Annotated in this window: 14 protein-coding genes; 9 read left to right on the top strand and 5 right to left on the bottom strand. The window is 66.5% G+C overall.

Annotated elements, in window-relative coordinates:
• Window positions 1–96: 96 nt before the first annotated feature.
• A complete protein-coding gene (gene uvrA, locus A9J21_RS24220) occupies window positions 97–5,958 on the top strand; it encodes an excinuclease ABC subunit UvrA (RefSeq protein WP_066739998.1) in 5,862 nt (1,953 codons plus the stop codon).
• On the opposite strand, the gene A9J21_RS24225 is transcribed toward uvrA, so the two are convergent.
• Window positions 5,959–6,807, bottom strand: a complete 849-nt coding sequence (locus tag A9J21_RS24225; RefSeq protein ID WP_082926585.1) for a TetR/AcrR family transcriptional regulator — start codon at window positions 6,805–6,807, stop codon at window positions 5,959–5,961.
• A 298-nt stretch (window positions 6,808–7,105) separates the two neighbouring features.
• Here A9J21_RS24225 and A9J21_RS24230 point away from each other — a divergent pair, with 298 nt between their 5' ends.
• From A9J21_RS24230 to A9J21_RS31720, 5 genes are all read left to right on the top strand, one after another.
• Window positions 7,106–8,263 (top strand): porin, encoded by a 1,158-nt coding sequence (locus A9J21_RS24230; protein ID WP_066740000.1) that lies wholly within the window; start codon window positions 7,106–7,108, stop codon window positions 8,261–8,263.
• Window positions 8,264–8,470: 207 nt separating this feature from the next.
• A complete protein-coding gene (locus A9J21_RS24235; protein ID WP_066740002.1) occupies window positions 8,471–9,004 on the top strand; it encodes a helix-turn-helix domain-containing protein in 534 nt (177 codons plus the stop codon).
• A 163-nt stretch (window positions 9,005–9,167) separates the two neighbouring features.
• Window positions 9,168–9,587 carry a short-chain fatty acid transporter gene (locus A9J21_RS24240; RefSeq protein WP_066740003.1) on the top strand — a complete coding sequence of 140 codons (420 nt, stop codon included), beginning with the start codon at window positions 9,168–9,170 and terminating at the stop codon, window positions 9,585–9,587.
• A 339-nt stretch (window positions 9,588–9,926) separates the two neighbouring features.
• On the top strand, window positions 9,927–11,300 hold the full coding sequence (locus A9J21_RS24245; protein WP_066740202.1) for an MFS transporter: 1,374 nt from the start codon (window positions 9,927–9,929) through the stop codon (window positions 11,298–11,300).
• 164 nt (window positions 11,301–11,464) lie between these two features.
• Window positions 11,465–12,334 carry a BON domain-containing protein gene (locus tag A9J21_RS31720; protein ID WP_066740005.1) on the top strand — a complete coding sequence of 290 codons (870 nt, stop codon included), beginning with the start codon at window positions 11,465–11,467 and terminating at the stop codon, window positions 12,332–12,334.
• A gap of 126 nt (window positions 12,335–12,460) precedes the next feature.
• Here A9J21_RS31720 and A9J21_RS24255 read toward each other — a convergent pair whose 3' ends face one another.
• Window positions 12,461–12,772, bottom strand: coding sequence for a hypothetical protein (locus A9J21_RS24255; protein WP_066740007.1), 312 nt, complete (start codon window positions 12,770–12,772; stop codon window positions 12,461–12,463).
• A 215-nt stretch (window positions 12,773–12,987) separates the two neighbouring features.
• On the opposite strand from A9J21_RS24255, the gene A9J21_RS24260 reads away from it, so the two are divergent.
• Window positions 12,988–13,527 carry a malto-oligosyltrehalose synthase gene (locus A9J21_RS24260; RefSeq protein ID WP_066740010.1) on the top strand — a complete coding sequence of 180 codons (540 nt, stop codon included), beginning with the start codon at window positions 12,988–12,990 and terminating at the stop codon, window positions 13,525–13,527.
• 29 nt (window positions 13,528–13,556) lie between these two features.
• Here the strand turns inward: A9J21_RS24260 and A9J21_RS24265 are convergent, their stop codons facing one another.
• Window positions 13,557–14,036, bottom strand: coding sequence for a hypothetical protein (locus tag A9J21_RS24265; RefSeq protein ID WP_066740012.1), 480 nt, complete (start codon window positions 14,034–14,036; stop codon window positions 13,557–13,559).
• A gap of 258 nt (window positions 14,037–14,294) precedes the next feature.
• Window positions 14,295–14,642 carry a hypothetical protein gene (locus A9J21_RS24270; protein ID WP_066740015.1) on the bottom strand — a complete coding sequence of 116 codons (348 nt, stop codon included), beginning with the start codon at window positions 14,640–14,642 and terminating at the stop codon, window positions 14,295–14,297.
• Between the two features lie 301 nt (window positions 14,643–14,943).
• Here A9J21_RS24270 and A9J21_RS32390 point away from each other — a divergent pair, with 301 nt between their 5' ends.
• Together A9J21_RS32390 and A9J21_RS24280 are read left to right on the top strand one after the other, a co-directional pair.
• The gene (locus tag A9J21_RS32390) at window positions 14,944–16,536 is read left to right on the top strand and encodes a BON domain-containing protein (protein ID WP_066740018.1); all 1,593 of its coding nucleotides are present in this window, start codon (window positions 14,944–14,946) and stop codon (window positions 16,534–16,536) included.
• 101 nt (window positions 16,537–16,637) lie between these two features.
• Window positions 16,638–16,940 carry a hypothetical protein gene (locus A9J21_RS24280; RefSeq protein ID WP_066740021.1) on the top strand — a complete coding sequence of 101 codons (303 nt, stop codon included), beginning with the start codon at window positions 16,638–16,640 and terminating at the stop codon, window positions 16,938–16,940.
• A gap of 365 nt (window positions 16,941–17,305) precedes the next feature.
• Here the strand turns inward: A9J21_RS24280 and A9J21_RS24285 are convergent, their stop codons facing one another.
• A complete protein-coding gene (locus A9J21_RS24285; protein ID WP_066740023.1) occupies window positions 17,306–18,040 on the bottom strand; it encodes a PIG-L family deacetylase in 735 nt (244 codons plus the stop codon).
• Window positions 18,041–18,118: the final 78 nt, after the last annotated feature.

An 18,118-nucleotide genomic window follows, 5' to 3' on the forward strand; every position in this document is an offset into this window, starting at 1 on the left:
AGTATAGTTAGGGCACTTCCGCGCCCACACCGCGCGGTTCAATGCTTCCAAAGAACATTAAGTTCTGCATCCAACTCACTGATTCGAGGCAAGAAATTGTCAGATTCCGGTACGATCCGCATTCGCGGCGCCCGTCAGCACAATCTCAAGAACGTTGATCTCGACCTGCACACGGGGCAAATGACCGTCGTGACCGGGCCGTCGGGCTCGGGCAAGTCGAGCCTGGTGTTCGACACCCTGTACGCCGAAGGCCAGCGCCGCTACGTGGAAACCTTCAGCGCCTATGCGCGCCAGTTCCTGGACCGGATGGACCGGCCCCAGGTGGACAAGGTGGACGGGGTGCCGCCGGCGATTGCCATCGATCAGACCAATCCGGTGCGCAGTTCGCGGTCGACCGTGGGCACGATGACCGAACTCAACGACCACCTGAAGCTGCTGTACGCGCGGGCGTCGGAACTGTTCGACAAGCAGTCGGCGCTGCCGGTGCGCCATGACTCGCCGGAGACGATCTACGCCGAACTGCTGGCCCGCACGGCCGCCGGCCAGCCGTTTGCCGACGCCCGGCTGGTGGTGACGTTCCCGGTCGAGCTGCCCGAATCGGCCACCGAGGACGAAGTGACGCAGTGGCTGTCGGTCAGCGGCTATACCCGCGTGCATGGGCAGCGCATCGTCGAATCGCCAACCGGCAAGCGCAAGATGCTGGACGTCGTGGCCGACCGTTTCCGTATCGGCAACGTGGAAAAGGCGCGCGCGATCGAGGCCATCGAGGCGTCGCTGAAGCGCGGCGGCGGCCGGGTCAGCGTCAATGTCGTGACCGACGACGGCGACGGCCCGGTATGGAAGTTCTCCACGGGCCTGCACAGCCCGGAGAGCGATATCCGCTATGCCGACCCGCAACCGGCGCTTTTCTCCTTCAACTCCGCCTATGGCGCCTGCGAGACCTGCCGCGGCTTTGGCCGGGTGATTGGAGTGGACCTTGGCCTGGTGATCCCGGACGGCCGCAAGTCGCTGCGCGATGGCGCGATCAAGCCGATGCAGACGCCGGCCTGGAAGGAATGCCAGGACGACCTGATGCGCTACGCGGCCAAGGCGGGCATTCCGCGCGACCTGGCGTGGAACCAGCTCACCGAGGCCGAGCAGCACTGGGTGATTCATGGCTCACCTGACTGGAACGGCCAGTGGAACAAGCAGTGGTACGGCGTGATGCGGTTCTTCAACTATCTGGAGTCGAAGGCCTACAAGATGCACATCCGCGTGCTGCTGTCGAAATACCGCAGCTACACGCCGTGCGAAACCTGCTGCGGCGCCCGCCTGAAGACCGAGGCGCTGCTGTGGCGCCTGGGCAGCAAGGACAACGCCGATGCCGTGCTGGCGCCGGCCGGCCGCTTCCTGCCCAAGGGCGTGGACTGGAACCGCGCGCAACTCGAAAGCCTGCCGGGTTTGACCGTGCATGACCTGATGCTGATGCCGATTGCGCGCATCCGCCGCTTTTTCGATGACCTGACCCTGCCGAGCGCCTTGCTGGACGATGCGCTCAAGCTGCTGCTCGCCGAAGTCCGTACCCGCCTGAAGTACCTGTGCGATGTGGGCCTGGGGTATCTCACGTTGGACCGCCAGAGCCGCACGCTGTCCGGCGGCGAGGTGCAGCGGATCAACCTGACCACCGCGCTGGGCACCTCGCTGGTCAACACGCTGTTCGTGCTGGACGAGCCCAGCATTGGCCTGCATCCGCGCGACCTGAACCGCATAGTCGAGGCCATGCACCGCCTGCGCGACGCCGGCAACACGCTGGTGGTGGTGGAGCACGACCCGTCGGTGATGCTGGCGGCCGACCGCCTGATCGACATGGGGCCGGGCCCTGGCGAGCGCGGGGGATCGATCATTTTCGACGGCACGCCCGACACCATCCGCAAGGAATCCACGCTGACGGGCGACTACCTGGGCGGCCGCCGGCGCGTGACCGATGCCACGGACTGGCGCCTGCGTCAGGTGGATGACGCCACGCCGCGCCTGAAGCTGGAAGGCGCCACGGAGCACAACCTCAAGGACGTGACGGTAGAGATCCCGCTGAACCGGCTGGTTTGCGTGACCGGCGTGTCCGGCTCGGGCAAGTCGACGCTGCTGCAGGACGTGCTGTACCCGGCCATGGCGCGCCACTTTGGCAAGGCCACCGAATCGCCGGGCGCGTTCCGCGACCTGGTGGGGGCCGAGCAGGTGGACGACGTGGTATTTGTCGACCAGTCACCCATCGGCAAGACCGCGCGTTCGAATCCCGCCAGCTACGTGGGTGCATTCGACGAAATCCGCAAGCTGTTTGCCAAGGCGCCGCTGGCGCTGCAGCGCGGCTATACGGCCGGCACGTTCAGCTTCAACTCGGGCGACGGCCGATGCCCCACCTGCGGCGGTTCGGGGTTCGAACACGTGGAGATGCAGTTCCTGTCCGATGTGTACCTGCGTTGCCCGGATTGCGACGGCACGCGCTACCGTGCCGAGGTGCTCGAAGTGAAGATCGAGCGCGCCGCGCGCGGGCAGGCGCCGCGCACGCTTAGCGTGGCCGATGCGCTGGAGCTGACCGTCAGCGAGGCTACCGCGCTGTTCGAGGGCGATGCGGCCGTGCTGCGCGTGCTGGCGCCGATTGCCGACGTAGGTCTGGAATACGTGAAACTGGGCCAGCCGGTGCCGACGCTGTCCGGCGGCGAGGCCCAGCGCCTGAAACTGGCCGGATTCCTGGCCGAGACGGCAGCCGCGCAGCCCGTGAAGAACCGCAAGGCGGTGGTGCTGCCCAAGCGCCTGTTCATGTTCGACGAACCCACCACCGGCCTGCATTTCGACGATATCGCCAAGCTGATGCGCGCGTTCGGCAAGCTGCTGGACGGCGGGCACTCGCTGATCGTGATCGAGCACAACCTTGACGTGATCCGTGCGGCTGACTGGATTGTCGACCTGGGCCCCGAAGGCGGCGACGCGGGCGGCGAGGTGCTCTGCGTGGGCACGCCCGATATGGTCAAGGGCTGCGCCGGGTCGCATACCGGCCATGCACTGCTGGCCTATGACAAGGCGCTGGGCGAATCGGGCACGCTGGCTGCCGAGCGCGAAGAACAGGAGAAGCACGGCCTGCCGCTGCAGGCCGCGGTGCAGGCCGCCCGCGCGCGCCGTGCGGTGGAAGGCGAGGGCGTGGTGCGTATCGTCAACGCGCACGAGCACAACCTCAAGGCGCTCAATGTTGACATTCCGCACGGCAAGTTCAATGTGATTACCGGCGTGTCGGGCTCGGGCAAGTCCACACTGGCCTTCGACATCCTGTTCCACGAAGGGCAGCGCCGCTATCTGGAATCGCTGAACGCCTATGCGCGCTCGATCGTGCAACCGGCGGGCCGGCCCGAGGTGGATGCGGTCTACGGCATTCCGCCCACCGTTGCCATCGAGCAGCGGCTGTCGCGCGGCGGGCGCAAGAGTACCGTGGCGACCACCTCCGAAGTCTGGCATTTCCTGCGCCTGCTCTATGTCAAGCTGGGCATCCAGCATTGCGTGCATGACGGCGCGCCGGTGACGTCGCAAAGCCCGGCATCGATCGCGGCCCAGTTGCTGCGCGACTATCGCGGCCAGCATGTGGGCCTGCTGGCGCCGCTGGTTGTGAACCGCAAGGGCGTCTATACCGACCTGGCCAAATGGGCCAAGGCACGTGGCAATACGCATTTGCGCGTGGATGGCGAATTCCTGCCGGTGGACCCGTGGCCGCGCCTGGACCGCTTCCGCGAGCACACCATCGAACTGCCGGTCGGTGACATCGTTGTTTCTCCAGATAACGAGGCTGAATTGCGCGCGTTGCTGGACCAGACGCTGGAACTGGGCAAGGGCGTGATGCATTTGCTGGCACCGCTCGATGGACTGCACGACGCCATGCACAGCGGCAAGGGATCGGGCAAGGTCGGCGAGACCAAGGTGTTTTCCACCAAGCGCGCCTGTCCGGTCTGCGGTACCAGCTATCCGGAACTGGACCCGCGCATGTTCTCTTACAACAGCAAGCACGGCTGGTGCGGCACCTGTGTCGGCACGGGCCTGGCGCTGACCGGCGAGCAACGCGCGGCGTTTGACGACACCGTACTCGGCGGGGATGACCGCGGCCGCGAGCAAAGCCTGCCATCCGAGGAACAGGAACCCGAAGGCGTGGCCGATACGCCGTGCCCGGACTGCGGGGGCACCCGCCTGAACCACGTGGCGCGGGCAGTGACCTTCGACACCAATGCGATTACAGACGTGGCGCAATGGACTGTGTCCGATACGCGCCGCTGGGTCGATGGCCTGCGCCTGAAGGGCCGCGATGCCGAGATCGCGCGCGATGTGGTGACCGAAATCGCCAGCCGCCTGCAGTTCCTGGAAGAGGTGGGGCTTGGCTACCTGAGCCTGGACCGTGCCGCGCCGAGCCTGTCGGGCGGCGAGGCGCAGCGTATCCGTCTGGCGGCGCAACTGGGCAGCAATCTGCAGGGCGTGTGCTACGTGCTCGACGAGCCGACCATCGGCCTGCATCCGCGCGACAACCAGATCCTGCTCGATGCCTTGCGCAAGCTGGGCGACAAGGGCAACACGCTGGTCGTGGTGGAGCACGACGAAGACACGATCCGCCGGGCCGACCATATCATCGACATCGGCCCCGGAGCCGGCAAGCGCGGGGGCAACCTGGTGGCGCAGGGCGGTGTGGCCGCGCTGTCCGCCGCCGCGGATTCCACCACCGGCAGGTTCCTGGCCCATCCGATGATCCATCCGCTGCAACCGCGCAGGCCGGTCAAGGCAGCGCGCGCAGGCAAGGAGGCCGAGCCGGCGCAATGGCTGATAGTCCAGGGTGCGCATCTGCATAACCTGCGTGACGTGACGGCGCGGATTCCGCTCGGCCGGCTGGTTGCCATCACGGGCGTGTCGGGCTCCGGCAAGTCCACGCTGGCGCGCGACGTGTTGATGACCAACCTGCTCGATGCCGTGGGCCGCTCGGTGATGTCGTCGCCGGCCACGCGGCGGGCCCGTGCCGCCGCCGAAAAGGCCGGCAAGCCCACGGCGACCAGGGCGCTCAGCGTGGAGCATGCCTGGCACGGTTGCGAAGGCATCAGCGGCTGGGAATCGATCGACCGCGTGCTGGAGGTGGACCAGACCCCGATTGGCAAAACGCCGCGGTCCTGCCCGGCCACCTATATCGGCGTCTGGGACGCGATCCGCAAGCTGTTCGCGGAGACGCTGGAAGCCAAGGCGCGCGGCTACAGTGCGTCGCGGTTCTCGTTCAACACCAGCGAGGGGCGCTGCCCGGCCTGCGAGGGGCAGGGCGTACGCACCATCGGCATGAGCTTCCTGCCCGATGTGAAGGTGCCGTGCGACGTCTGCCACGGTCAGCGCTTCAACCCGGAGACGCTGGCGGTGACCTGGCGCGGCAAGAACATCGGCGATGTGCTGACGATGGAGATCGACGAGGCTGTGGAGTTCTTCGCGCCCATCACGCAGATTGCCCATCCGCTGCAACTGATGAAGGACGTGGGCCTGGGCTACCTGACGCTGGGGCAGCCATCGCCGACGCTGTCGGGCGGCGAGGCGCAGCGGATCAAGCTGGTGACGGAGCTGTCGAAGGTGCGCGATGACATTACGCGGCGCGGCCAGAAGGCTCCGCATACGCTGTACGTGCTTGACGAACCGACCGTGGGCCTGCATATGGCCGACGTGGCGCGGCTGATCCGCGTGCTGCACCGGCTGACGGACGGCGGCCATAGCGTGGTGGTGATCGAGCACGACCTGGACGTGATCGCCGAGGCCGACTGGATCATCGACCTGGGGCCGGAAGGCGGCGCCCACGGGGGCACCATCGTCGGGGCGGCCGATCCTGAAGCCCTGTCGCGCATCAAGGCCAGCCATACCGGCGCCGCGCTGGTGCCGGTGCTGGCGCGCACGGCGCCGGGCGACGCGCGCGCCACGGGCTGATCAACGTGCCCGCGGGGCTTTCGGCGGCCTGGCCGGTGACGCCAGGCCCGCTGTCTGCCCCGCTATCCCCCCGGATGCCGGCGGCCTGGGACCCGCCAGGGCCGCCGCGCAGAAATCGATCAGTTCTTCCACAGGCGGCCCGCTGCGGGCCCGCTTGCTGCGTTCGCGCACCCAGTGGGCGAGCGAATACACCACCGTATCCATGAACCAGATCATGCGCAGTTTCATGACGTCGCGCGGTACATCGGGCAGCAGGGTGTAGAGATGTTCGCGCACGCGGTACAGCGCGCTCATGGCGGTCTTGTCGACCAGCCCCTTGTTGAGCAGGCCCGGGCTGAACGTGGTCTGGGCCAGTATCTGCAGGTAGTTCGTGCCCCAGTCCGTCTCGACCACCACCTCGACCAGTGGCCGGATGGTGGCTTCCACCACGCCGTGGATGTCGATGGGCCCGGCGCGGCCCTCGAGTTCGTCCAGATGCCGGTGGCGAATCTCGTTGACCTGATGCAGGCGCCGGTTCAGGAGGTGGCTGACCAGCGCTTCGCGCGATCCGAAATGGTAGTGCAGGGCGGAACGGTTGCGCTGGCCGCTTTCCACCACGATCTGGCGTAGCGGCACCTGTTCCACGCCCTGTTCGGCAAACAGGCGCTCGGCGATTTCCAGAATGCGGCGGGCGGTATCGGTCAGGCCGTCATGGGCGGCAGGGGCCGCGGTGTCGGCGCGGTTGGCCGGCTCGGCGCCTGCCGTGCCGCCGGCATCGGCAGCGGTATCGCTGCCGGTATGGCGTCGGGTGTCGTGTGCGGGCGGGCGGTGCTCATCCGCGATCATGGCGCGCGCTTGCTTGAGCTTCATGGCGGGGTGGCGTCGCTGGCGAGCTTGTCGTTATCAAAATGAAAGCCTCGCAAGGATACGGAAAAATCCGATGTCCGACATCCATCTGGCGTCGTATTCCCTTCATTTTCGTCCCGTCTCCGGGAAAGTCCTAACTAACTGAACGGGCGTAAGCCGTTAGCCTGCGGTCCATGCCAATTTAATACGAGAGATTAAATTGGCATGCGGAGGTCGGCGTCGATTGCCGACGAACGCAACCGGGCGCTGGACGGAGGAGACCACTGGCGCCATCAGCCACCACACTCGGAATCGTAAAAAGATGAAAAAGACGCTGTTCGCCGCCATTGCCGGCGCGCTGCTTGCGCCCGCCGCCTGGGCGCAATCGTCCGTGACGCTCTATGGCGTCGTGACCACGAGCATCCAGTACGTCAACCACGTGCAGAACACCAATAACGGGGTGCTGGCACCGGGCAGTGGCTCGGCCGTGTTCATGAACTCGTCGGGCATTGCGCAGTCGCGTTTCGGCCTGCGTGGCGTCGAAGAGCTGGGCGGCGGCCTGAAGAGCCTGTTCGTGCTGGAAAACCAGTTCAATGCCGATGACGGCAAGATGGGCAACGGTGGGCTGCTGTTCGGCCGCCAGGCGTTCGTGGGCCTGCAGAACCAATGGGGCAAGGTGACGTTCGGCCGCCAGTACACATCGGCGTTCCTGACGATGGGCAGCTTTACGCCGGTGGCGTATGCACCGGAATTCGAGCCGGTGGTGGGTATCGCCGGCGCGAACTTCCGCGAGAACAACATGGTGCAGTACCAGGGCACGTTCGGCCCGCTCACGGCCATGGCGCACTGGTCGTTCGGCGAACGCTCGGGCACCTTCGCGGCGGGCTCGGCCTACGGCGTGGGCCTGTCGTATTCGAGCGGCCCGTTCGGCATCGCGGCAGCCTATGACGAGGTGAAGACGCTCAACGCGGCTCAGGCCGCCGGCACATCGGGATCGAACGATTACGGCCGCGACATGCGCGCGATGCTCGGCGCCAGCTACCGGCTGGGGCAGATCAAGATGGTGGCGGGCTATCGCTGGGGCAACTCGGTGGCGCCGGCAACCGGCACCCCGACGCTGCTGCCGCACCGCGACGACATGTACTGGGTGGGCGTGAACTGGGACGCCACCGCCGCGCTGCGTCTGACACTGGCCTATTACTACGACGACATCAAGTACGCGCGCATCAACGGCGTGAGCACCAACCCGAAGAACCCGCAGCAGTACCTGGCACTGGCCGACTACAGCCTGTCCAAGCGCACCGACGTGTTCTTCGCGGTGAACTACGCGCGCAACGCATCGCTGAACTGGGACAACATTTCGTATCTGCCCAACGGCCAGTCGGTGGGTTACCTGCCGGCGACGTCGCAGGTCTACTACAAGACGCCGGACGCAAGCGGTCAGCTGGGCGTGTCGCTGGGCATTCGCCACATCTTCTGACCTGGGCCATCCCAGGGCATTGCCAGGCAAGCGAGGGGCCGGCGCGGCACTCCACGACGCGCAGGCATTGCGGCGCCGCGGCCAAAGGGTCGCGGCGCCTTTTTTCGCTGGCGCCGTCCGGGATGCCGCCCGTTCCCTTGGGGCTTTGGCCGATGGGCACCGAAAGGTGGGTATCATCGGGCCGATACACCGACAAACGGGAACGCCATGCAACGCAAGACTTTCCGAAACATGCAATGCCCGATTGCCCGCAGCCTGGAACGCGTGGGCGAGTGGTGGAGCATTCTGATCCTGCGCGATGCGTTCTACGGCACGAAACGCTTCGACGAATTCCAGCGCAATCTCGATATCGCGCCGAACATGCTGACGCGGCGGCTCAATGGCCTGGTCGAGGAAGGGCTGCTCGAAAAACGCCAGTATTCGGAACGGCCGCCCCGTTATGAATATGTGCTGACCGAATGCGGGCGCGATTTCCGGCCCGTGCTGCTGGCGCTGCTGGCCTGGGGCAATCGCAATTTCGCACCCGAAGGGGCCAGCGTGCAGATCGTCGACCGGGATACAGGCAAGGTTGTCGAGCCCCAGCTGGTGGATGCCGCCAGCGGCGAACCGCTGCAGATGGGCAAGCGCCACGTGGTGCGGGCTGGCCCGGCTGCGGACGACCGTACGCGCGAGCGCCTGTCGTCGGCCGCCTCGTACATGACCAGCCCGCTCCCAACCAAAGCCAAGGCCCCGGCAGCCTGACATCGTGGGCGCCGCCTGGCGCCTGCCGCCAGGGCGTCAGGGGCAGCATCGGCGCAGTGAACGCCGCGCCGCCAGGTTGCTCCAAAAGCATTTCTGACATAGAGTCGAAGGGATCAGCACCCCGTCCTCCGACGGTTTGTTTCGCCGACTCCGGATAGACCCGATGCCACGTTTTACGATTTCTTACCCGATTGCAACGGCCTTGCTGGCTACGATCCTGGCCGGCTGCGCCAGTTCGCCCATGCCGCCGCCCACGCCGCCGCGCATGCCTCAGCAGCCGTCGACCACGATTACCACGCCCCAGGGCGGGGTCAGCCGGGCCCAGCTTGATGCGGCCGGCAACGCCTGCGAAAAGCGGGTGGCCGACGCGGTCAAGACCCGTTATCCCCAGCCGGGCAGCGTCATGATGATGCCGGATCGCGAGCGCATCGCGCAGCAGACGACCAACCAGACGTCGATCAGCGGCGAAGGCACGTTCGAGCCCGATGCCAGCGAGGAAGCCATGGCTTTCCGCTACACCTGCCTGTACAACATGCGCACCCAGCGTGTGGACGATGTCCAGATGAAGTACGGGCCGCACTGAACGTCCCACCGGCAGCGGTGCGCCGGCCTGCCACCGATTTGAACGATATTGGCCCGTGTTCGGCGACGATCACGGGCCAATCTTCTTGGTTCGGCACAATGCCGTGCGAGCAGCGTATGACTGGGCTGATTCAGGCTCCAGCAAGCGGGCGCATTTTGGCGTATTGTCTCGACTTGCGATACTTGACGGTGCAATGATTGCCGCGTCATTTGTACCGCTGCTTCCCATCCGTTCCAGCCCGCCCCCCGGATCGATATCGTGCAGAACCACGCAAGCCCGCCCGCCGAAGACGAAACTGCGGCGTCCACCGCCGCCACCGTGCCTCCCGCCGACAGCCCGATGACCGCCCGCGAGAAGCGCGGGATGGCCGCCATCATGATCGCCGTATCGCTGGCGACGCTGGACACGGCCATTGCCAATACGGCACTGCCGAACATTGCCGCTGACCTGAACAGTACCCCGGCCGCATCGGTCTGGATCATCAATGCCTACCAGCTGGCCATGGTTGCGACGCTGCTGCCGTTCGCGGCACTGGGCGGGGTGCTCGGGCATCGCCGCATCTACCTGGGCGGCGTGGTGGTATTCATCGTGTCGTCGGTGGTCTGTGCAATGGCCTGGTCGCTGCCGTCCCTTGCGGCGGCGCGACTGCTGCAGGGGGTTGGCGCGGCCGCCATCATGAGTGTCAACACGGCGCTGATCAGTGCGATCTTTCCGATTCATCGGCTAGGCCGGGGCGTGGGCCTCAATGCACTGGTCGTGGGGGTGTCGTTTGCCGTGGGGCCGACGGTCGCCTCGGTGATCCTGTCGTTTGGCCCGTGGCCCTGGCTGTTTGCCGTCAACCTGCCAATCGGGTTGCTGGCGCTGTTCATTGCCTGGCCGTCGCTGCCGCAGACCAAGCGCAGCCAGCACGGTTTCGATCCCGTGGCCGCAGTGCTCAATGCCATCACGTTCGCCGCGCTGATCTTCGCGCTGGGCGAGGGCGTGCAACGCGAGCCGGTGGAATATGTGGTGGGCGCCGCCGCCATCTTCGTGGTGGCCTTCGGGCTGCTGCTGCGCCGCGAGCGCGGACATCCGGCGCCGATGCTGCCGGTGGATCTGCTCAGGCGGCCGATGTTCGCGTTGTCCACGGCCACCGCGGTCTGCTCGTTTGCCGCGCAGGGTCTGGCATTTGTGTCGCTGCCGTTCTATTTCGAGCATGTGCTGGGCCGCAACCCCGTGGAGACCGGCTTTCTGCTGACGCCCTGGTCGGCCGTGGTGGCAGTGATGGCGCCTATCGCGGGACGGCTGTCCGACCGCTATCCGCCGGGCCTGCTGGGCGGCATCGGCCTGGCAATCATGGCCGTGGGCATGGCATCGCTGGCGATGATGCCTGCCGATGCCAGCGTGCTCAATATCGGCATCCGCATGGCGATCTGCGGCGCCGGCTTCGGCTTTTTCCAGTCTCCGAACCTGAAGGCACTGATGGCGAGCGCGCCGCGCGAGCGCGCTGGCGGGGCCAGTGGCGTGGTGGCAACGGCGCGTCTGCTGGGGCAGGCCACCGGCGCGGCCCTGGTGGCCTTGTCGTTCGGCATTGCCGGCGAACACGGGCCAACCCTGGCGCTGAGCCTCGGCGCCGGCTTCGCGGCGGCTGCGGCGGTGGCTAGTGGGCTGCGGCTCGTGACACCCCAAAGTGCCGACAGCGCGGCAATGCAGGGCGCGCGCAAATCCTCGTAGATGGCCTGCGGCCGGTCGCGCAAGACCTGCGCGCAGGCCTTGTAGAAACTGCATGGCGCCGGTGGTCCCGGCGCCATTTTTCATGGCCGCCCGCTCCGGTACGAAACTTGCCCGCCTGTCTGTATCGGGGGCGATCTTCGCCCCGGCTTTACGGAGGCAAGGCAATGAACCGATCAGACGACTACGGCCGTCGCCACAGGCCCGACCAGCAGTACGGAGGCTATGAGGAAGGCTATGGCAACGTGCCTGGCGACGATCGACACTGGCGCCGCCGCGACCTGTCGGCAGGCCGCTACGGCAACGCCGGCGAACGTAATCCGTACGACGCCTACGACGATGGCGACGCACGCGGGGGCAACGAAGATCCCCGCAACCGTGGCGCCTGGCGTCAGGGACGCACCGCGCAGCTAAGCGGCGGATGGCGTTCACGCGGTGCCACCGTCTACTATCCGGGCCGCTCGACCTATGACGAATCGCCCGACGAAAGTTCGCCGCACAGCCCGGGCTATGTCAGCGCATACAGCAGCGGCTACGAAGACGGATACGATGCCGGCACGCGTACATCGAACTCGCCTGTGCCGGGCCGCAACGAGCGCTGGAGCGGCACACGCAGCGGCTACGAGAGTGGCTACGAGCGTGGCTACGGCAGCGGGCAGGGCAGCCGCCATGGCTCCGGCTACGAGGACTATGGCGTGGAATCAGGTCGCAATTTCCGTCAGCGCCCGCACATGGGCGATGCGGTTCATGGACGCGGCCCCGAAGCCTATGGCCGCCGCGCGACCGGTCCCAAGAACTACACGCGCTCCGACGAACGCATCCGCGAAGAAGTTTGCGAGCGCCTGACGCACGCCCCCACGCTGGACGTCAGCGACGTCATGGTGGCCGTGTCAGGCAGCGTGGTGACGCTGACCGGCACCGTGGACAACCGCCGCATGAAGTACGAGATCGAGGATCTGGCAGATGACACGTACGGTGTGTCTGACGTGGTCAACCAGATCCACGTGCGTCCATACGGCGTGCTGGCATCCGAGTAAGTCGAAATTTCTTCAAAATTCGCGGCGTATCATCCGGACCACCCGCCTGCGAGCCCCGGCCCTGCCGGGGCTTTTTGTTTTCAGGGAGAGGCCAGGAGGGATAAGTGGCCGCGGACGGACACGCTCCTACAGATCGCTGCCGCTTGGCGGGTTCTCCATTCGCTTGTCGGTCTGGTCAGCGCGATCGACCGGCGTATCGGCGGGCAATTCCTCGGCGGCGCGTCGTACTTCGTCGAAGATTTGGTCTTCCGGCAGTTCGTCGTCGTCAGGCTCGTGACGTTCTCTCGCCAAGTCGCCCAGTTCCTTCTCGATCTCGTCGGTCGCCTCGGAATCCAGGCGCGGGTCCAGCGTGCTGGGAATGCTTTCCGGATCTGCGGCTTCCTTGTTCCGGCTCTTGCTGTCGGCGTCCGGGCGGCCGTGTCGGGTGGTCTTGCTCATCTTTACTCCTGTGGTCGTATTGCATCGTCGGATATTCATCACTGGCGGCAAGTTGCATGCCAATGGCGGCGGAGCAGGCCGATTCGCATGCGGCGGGCGCGGCGCCTATAGTGGTCTCAGGGGACCGCCGCAGAACCAGTCTGCCCAATCCGCCCGCAAAGAGGCTGGAACGGCAATTGCTGAAGCAAGGCAAGCATCGTGCGAGGGAGATAACGATGAACCTGACCGGCGTCCTGGCCACCCTCAGCGTGGCGTCCTCCGTGGCCGTGTCTTCCACGCCTGTCGAAAAACAGCTGCTGGCCATCAGCCCGCACGACTTTGCCCAGCAATTCAACGTGGTGGCCCATGACGTGGGTGCCAAGCTGACGCTGCCCGATTTCCGGGCCAAGCCGGGATGGCACCGCGCCAATACCAGCGACGGCGTTTCGGTCATGGTGCGGGGTGCGCATACCGGCTATGCCATCGAAGAAGTGGTGGTGGTCTGCCGCGCAGCCGAGCAGTGCATGATGACCATCTGTACCGCCGCCCGCGCCATCGATTCCACCGTGGAGCCCAATCTTCTGCAGTACTTTGTTGCGGCGCGCATCGCCGGGCAACTGGGAGAGGTGGCCCTGGTGATGTCCGGGCTGGTCTACCTGGTGGTGAACCCTGATGACGAAGACTATGTGGCGCTGGTGATCCGGCCGTATCAGCCCCAGCGGGAACTGACGGCACGCCGTCAGGCGGCGCTGAAGGTGCCGGCGCCCCGGGCGTAACACGCGCCCAGCGCGCAGGTGCCCTCCGCCTAGTGCACCGGCGGCATCACGCGGCGAGCCCCTGCGCCTGGGGATCGCGCGGGCGTGAATTCCATCGCGCGCTGATCCAGCAGACGCTGCAGTTCCGTGGCGCCGCGATAGTAATGGGCCAGCAGCAGGCGCAGTTCCGGATCTGCAATCGGCTCCCGTAGCAGTTCGCCATAGGCGGCTGCGGCGCGGCCAGCCTGCTGGGCGGCGTGGCGCAGCAGGGGCAGTTCGCCAGACTCGGACGGTGGCGGTATATGCTGCACATCGCGTGTGCGGCCATCGGCGGCAACATTCTTGCCGCCGTCTGGTGACGCGGCACGGGTTGCCAGTTCGACCGACGCGCAGCGCTGCATGTTGGCGCGATGGGCCAGCACTGCCCGGATCTGCGGGTCCGACGCGGCCGCCGCCACGGCCGACAGCGCTTCTGCACACTGCATGGCGTGACGGCTAAGCCGCGCCAGCATGGTGTTCAGTGCATCCATGTACGTCTCCGGTTGATGCTCTAACTGTAGGTGAAGCGCGCGGGCCAGCGGCCGAATTGCGTTGCTGGCGTGGTTAATCTTTTGCAGATCGGCATTTACTGGATTCGACAAAGGCAGCGCCGTTCTTCCAAACCGGAAAAACCCATGCAAAAAACGCGCCGCACGCTGCTCCGTTTTGGGGAGCAACGTGCGGCGCGCCGCAAGCGGGCCTACGGGGCAAGCCCGTGGAAAGGCAGACCCGCCAGCGTGACCTGCGGATTACTGCTTCGTTACCGGATCGGGCGAATCGCCCTTCGGGCCCGAAGGCGCGGTCGGTGTGGCAACCGGCGAGGCGTTCTGCTCGCGAGGCTTCTTGGCATGCTGGCCGGTGTTCTTCTTTGTCTTTTGGGCCTTCGTCGCCTGCGCGTCCTTGTCCTGCTGCATGGTCGAGTCGCCCGACATCATCGCGCCGCTGCCCGAACTACCGCGCTGCGTCGACGGGCCTTCAGGTGCCGGCGGTGCGCTGGGGTTCGGTGCGCTGGGCGAAAGGGGGGCCTGCTGCGCCATCGCGGGCACACAGCAGAGCGCACTGATCGCAAGGGCGGTAGTGGTGAGCAAGCGTTTCATCGTTCGTCTCCCGAAAAATTGGTGGCGGTGACTCCACGATATGACTCCGCCACCCGTGCGCTCAGGGGGACGCGACTGAATTGGGTGTAGGCCGTTGACTACAGCATGTGAAGCCCGTTTGCAGGATTTATATGGCTATGTAAATCGAACCGGCTGCGCACCGGCTGGCGGCCGCGCGCGCGCTGCCGAAGCCGCTTGCGCAGTCGTGCATAAGGCGCTGGCGCCGATGGCCGGGTCAGCGGTATGGAATTTGCGTCGCCAGTTCCGTATTGACCTATTGACCCGCCAACCGGAGACGCTCATGAACCAGGGGAACAACAGGGGCAGTGGTTCCGACGACCGCTACAGCACCCATGGCGCGGAACGCGACGACCGCAGCGATTGGGCCGAGCGCGATGACCGCGACGACCGCCGCCAGCAGGGTGGCAGGCAGCGCCAGCAGGAGGCCTATAGCGGCGGCGACTGGCTCACGCATCGCCAACAGGGCGGCAGCGACTGGCAGGGACGCAGCCAGTCACAACCGGGGCAACCGGGCCAACCGGGCGCGGGCAGCGACTGGCAAGGCAGCGGCCAGCAGCCTGGCGGCAGCCGCTGGAGCGGGCAGGGCACCTCGTCTCAAGGCGCGACATCGGTGTCGTCATCAAGTGGCTACGGCGGGTACGAAGGCCAGAGTCGCCGCTACGACGAAGGCTATGGCGAAGGTCGCTACGGCGAGTATGGCGAAGGCCGTCAGGGCGGGCGGCAGCCGTCCGGCCGTGACACGGGCGACCGCAACACCCCGCAGCGCCACGCAGAACGCGAACGCTGGGGCGACTGGCATCAGGAAGATGCCGCGGCACGCGGCAGCGAATGGTCCAGCCAGCAGGGCAGCCAGCGCGACGAGTGGGGACAGGGCCGCGCCCGCTGGGACCAGCCAGCGCGCGGCAGCGCATCGTCGCAGCGACAGGGCGGATGGGAACAGGGACGCGGAGAACGCCAGCAAGGCTACCAGCAAGGCTACCAGCAGGGCCGCCAGCAGGGTCGCCAGATGCAAGGCCGTGATACCGGCAGTGCGTGGGGCAGCGGCTGGGAAGGCCCGACGGGGTCGGAACCCGATATGCGCACGCACTATCGTGGCGGCTATGGCGTTTCCGACTACGGTCAACAGGAATCGCCGACAAGCCAGAGCCAACAGACCTGGCAGCGCCGCGCCGCCGCCGACTGGATGGATGAGCGCGACCGGCGCGAGCGCCATGCAGCCGGCCTTGGGCCGATGGGTGACCGGGGCGGACGTGGCTACGGCGGCAGCACGGGCGCCGGCGGCTACGATCCCAACGAACACGCGTACGAGCACTTTACCGGCGCGAACGAACGCAGCGACCTGAACCGCGGCTACGGCGGGGCCGGTGGTTCGGCAGCCGCGCGGCGCGCCCAGCGCGCGGGCCCGAAGGGCTATCAGCGTTCGGACGAACGCATCCGCGAAGACCTGTGCGAACGCCTGGCGATGAGCGGACGTGTCGATGTCCGCGAGGTGGAAGTCTCCGTCGCCAGTGGCGTGGTCACGCTTGGCGGCACCGTGCAGGACCGCCAGCAGAAATACCGGATCGAGGACATGGCCGAGGAAGTGTTCGGCGTAAAGGATGTTCACAACCAGATTCGCGTCACGCGGGACACTGGCATGGGCAGTTCGGCAGGCCAGGGCCGGACAGGCGGCTCGCGCACGTCGCAGGGCATGACCCCGCAGGGCTCGGGCAGCCCGGCCAGCCAGGGCGGCACCGCGCCATCCAGCGCGGCTGGCAGCACAGGCAGCCTGGGGACAGGCATCGGTTCCGATGCCTCGGCCAGTTCCGGCTTCGGCTCCGGCACCACGTCGGGTAGTACTTCCGGCTCCACGTCGGGCAGGTCAGGCAGCTGATCGTCCGATGCATCAGGCCAGCGCCCGGCCACAGGCCCACGCGCTGGCCGCATCACCCTGCAAGCATCGATAAACCTCTCATTCGAACAAGGAGATGCCCCATGCCTTTCGCCTATGCAGGAACCCGCCGCCGCCGCAATCGCGACAGACGTCGCACCCACGAATCCCCGGAAAACAGCGCCGCGTCACAGAGCCGCGAGAACGGGCCGGACGCCAGGGAAGAGCGCGATCCACTTGTCACGCGTCGGGCGTCTGGCGAGGAAAGTCCCGCCGACCGCGAAGCGCAGCGCGCGACCACTGGGCCAGACAACCAAGCCGACAAGCCTGCCGGCATCGGCAGCCAGGACCTGCACGATCCCGGCAGCCGCGAGCCGGATGCGCCACCGGTCGACAACCGATCGTAGCTGCGCCAATTGACGACAGGAGCCACCATCATGCGATATCCGAAACTTCCGATTCGTGCCGGCCACGCGCTGTGCGCTATCGCCTGCCTTTCGCTGGGGGGCCTGGCGTGGAGCCAGACACCATCCCAGACACCGAAGGTGGACAACCGTGCTCCGGGCACGGCCGCATCCGATGTGGCGCCGGGGGCGCGGGAGTGGGGGTTGTCGAAGGGCGGCCATCGGAGCCAGGGTGGCGGGCCGGCCCTCAATCAGGGGGCTTCGTCAGCGCAAACCTATGACTATCCGGCCTCGGCGCCGAAGGTCGCGCCGTCCAAGCGCCCGTAGCATCCGCCGCTTTTTCTTGTATCGCCAGCAACCGGCGTGTATCAGCGCTGCACGTCGGCCGCGTCAAGGGACCAGTACCGTTCCGGTGCGCATACATCGGCCAGCTGTGCCGGCGAAAACAGCGCCAGCTGGCTGTCGTAGGCCTGTACCGCTCGCGCCTTCTGCGCGGTGAAAACGCTGATCGGCATGTGGACGGGCGATGCCAGCAGGCCCTCCTGCCACCAGCCTGCCATACGGCTTTGCACCGCACCCGGCATGCGCCGGTAGATCGCTTCCTCGTAGAAAATCCAGCGGAACACTGGTGCATGGGGCTCGTGTGCACCGTGCGGCACGGTTTCGGGAAAATCAGCAAACGCGGCTTCCCGTACCAGCATGCACGCGGCGTTGACCAGCATGTGATCTGCATGCCGCAGCCCCATTGGCGCCACCACGGTGCCGCCAGGCTGCAGTGCCAGCAGGCGTCCCAGGCGCAGGGCGATGCTGACGGCGTCGTAGCGCTGACCGTATTGTTGCTCCAGAAAATCGAGCCAGACCGGCTCGGCGCCCAGCGTGGAAAGTGCCCGGGCATCTTCATGGCGGCGGGCGTCCATGGCGGCTCTGGCCGATGCGAAACCGGCGGCGCTGTCCTGCGCTGGCGCGGGCAGATCCGGGCCGGGCAGACCGGCAAACACGGTGATGACCAGCGCCTCCCGACTCGCGGCCAGCAGGCTGCCGCAGCTGAACACGGCGTCTTCAATATGCGGCGAAATTATCGTCAGCGGATGTGGAATTTCCATGTTTTTGCAATGCCGACCGGTGTTGAAAAGCCCGGCCCGGCCATTGGCCGGGGTCACCCGTGGAATTGCAAGGGCCAT

The organism is Cupriavidus sp. D384, from assembly GCF_001652915.1.
Classification (GTDB): domain Bacteria; phylum Pseudomonadota; class Gammaproteobacteria; order Burkholderiales; family Burkholderiaceae; genus Cupriavidus.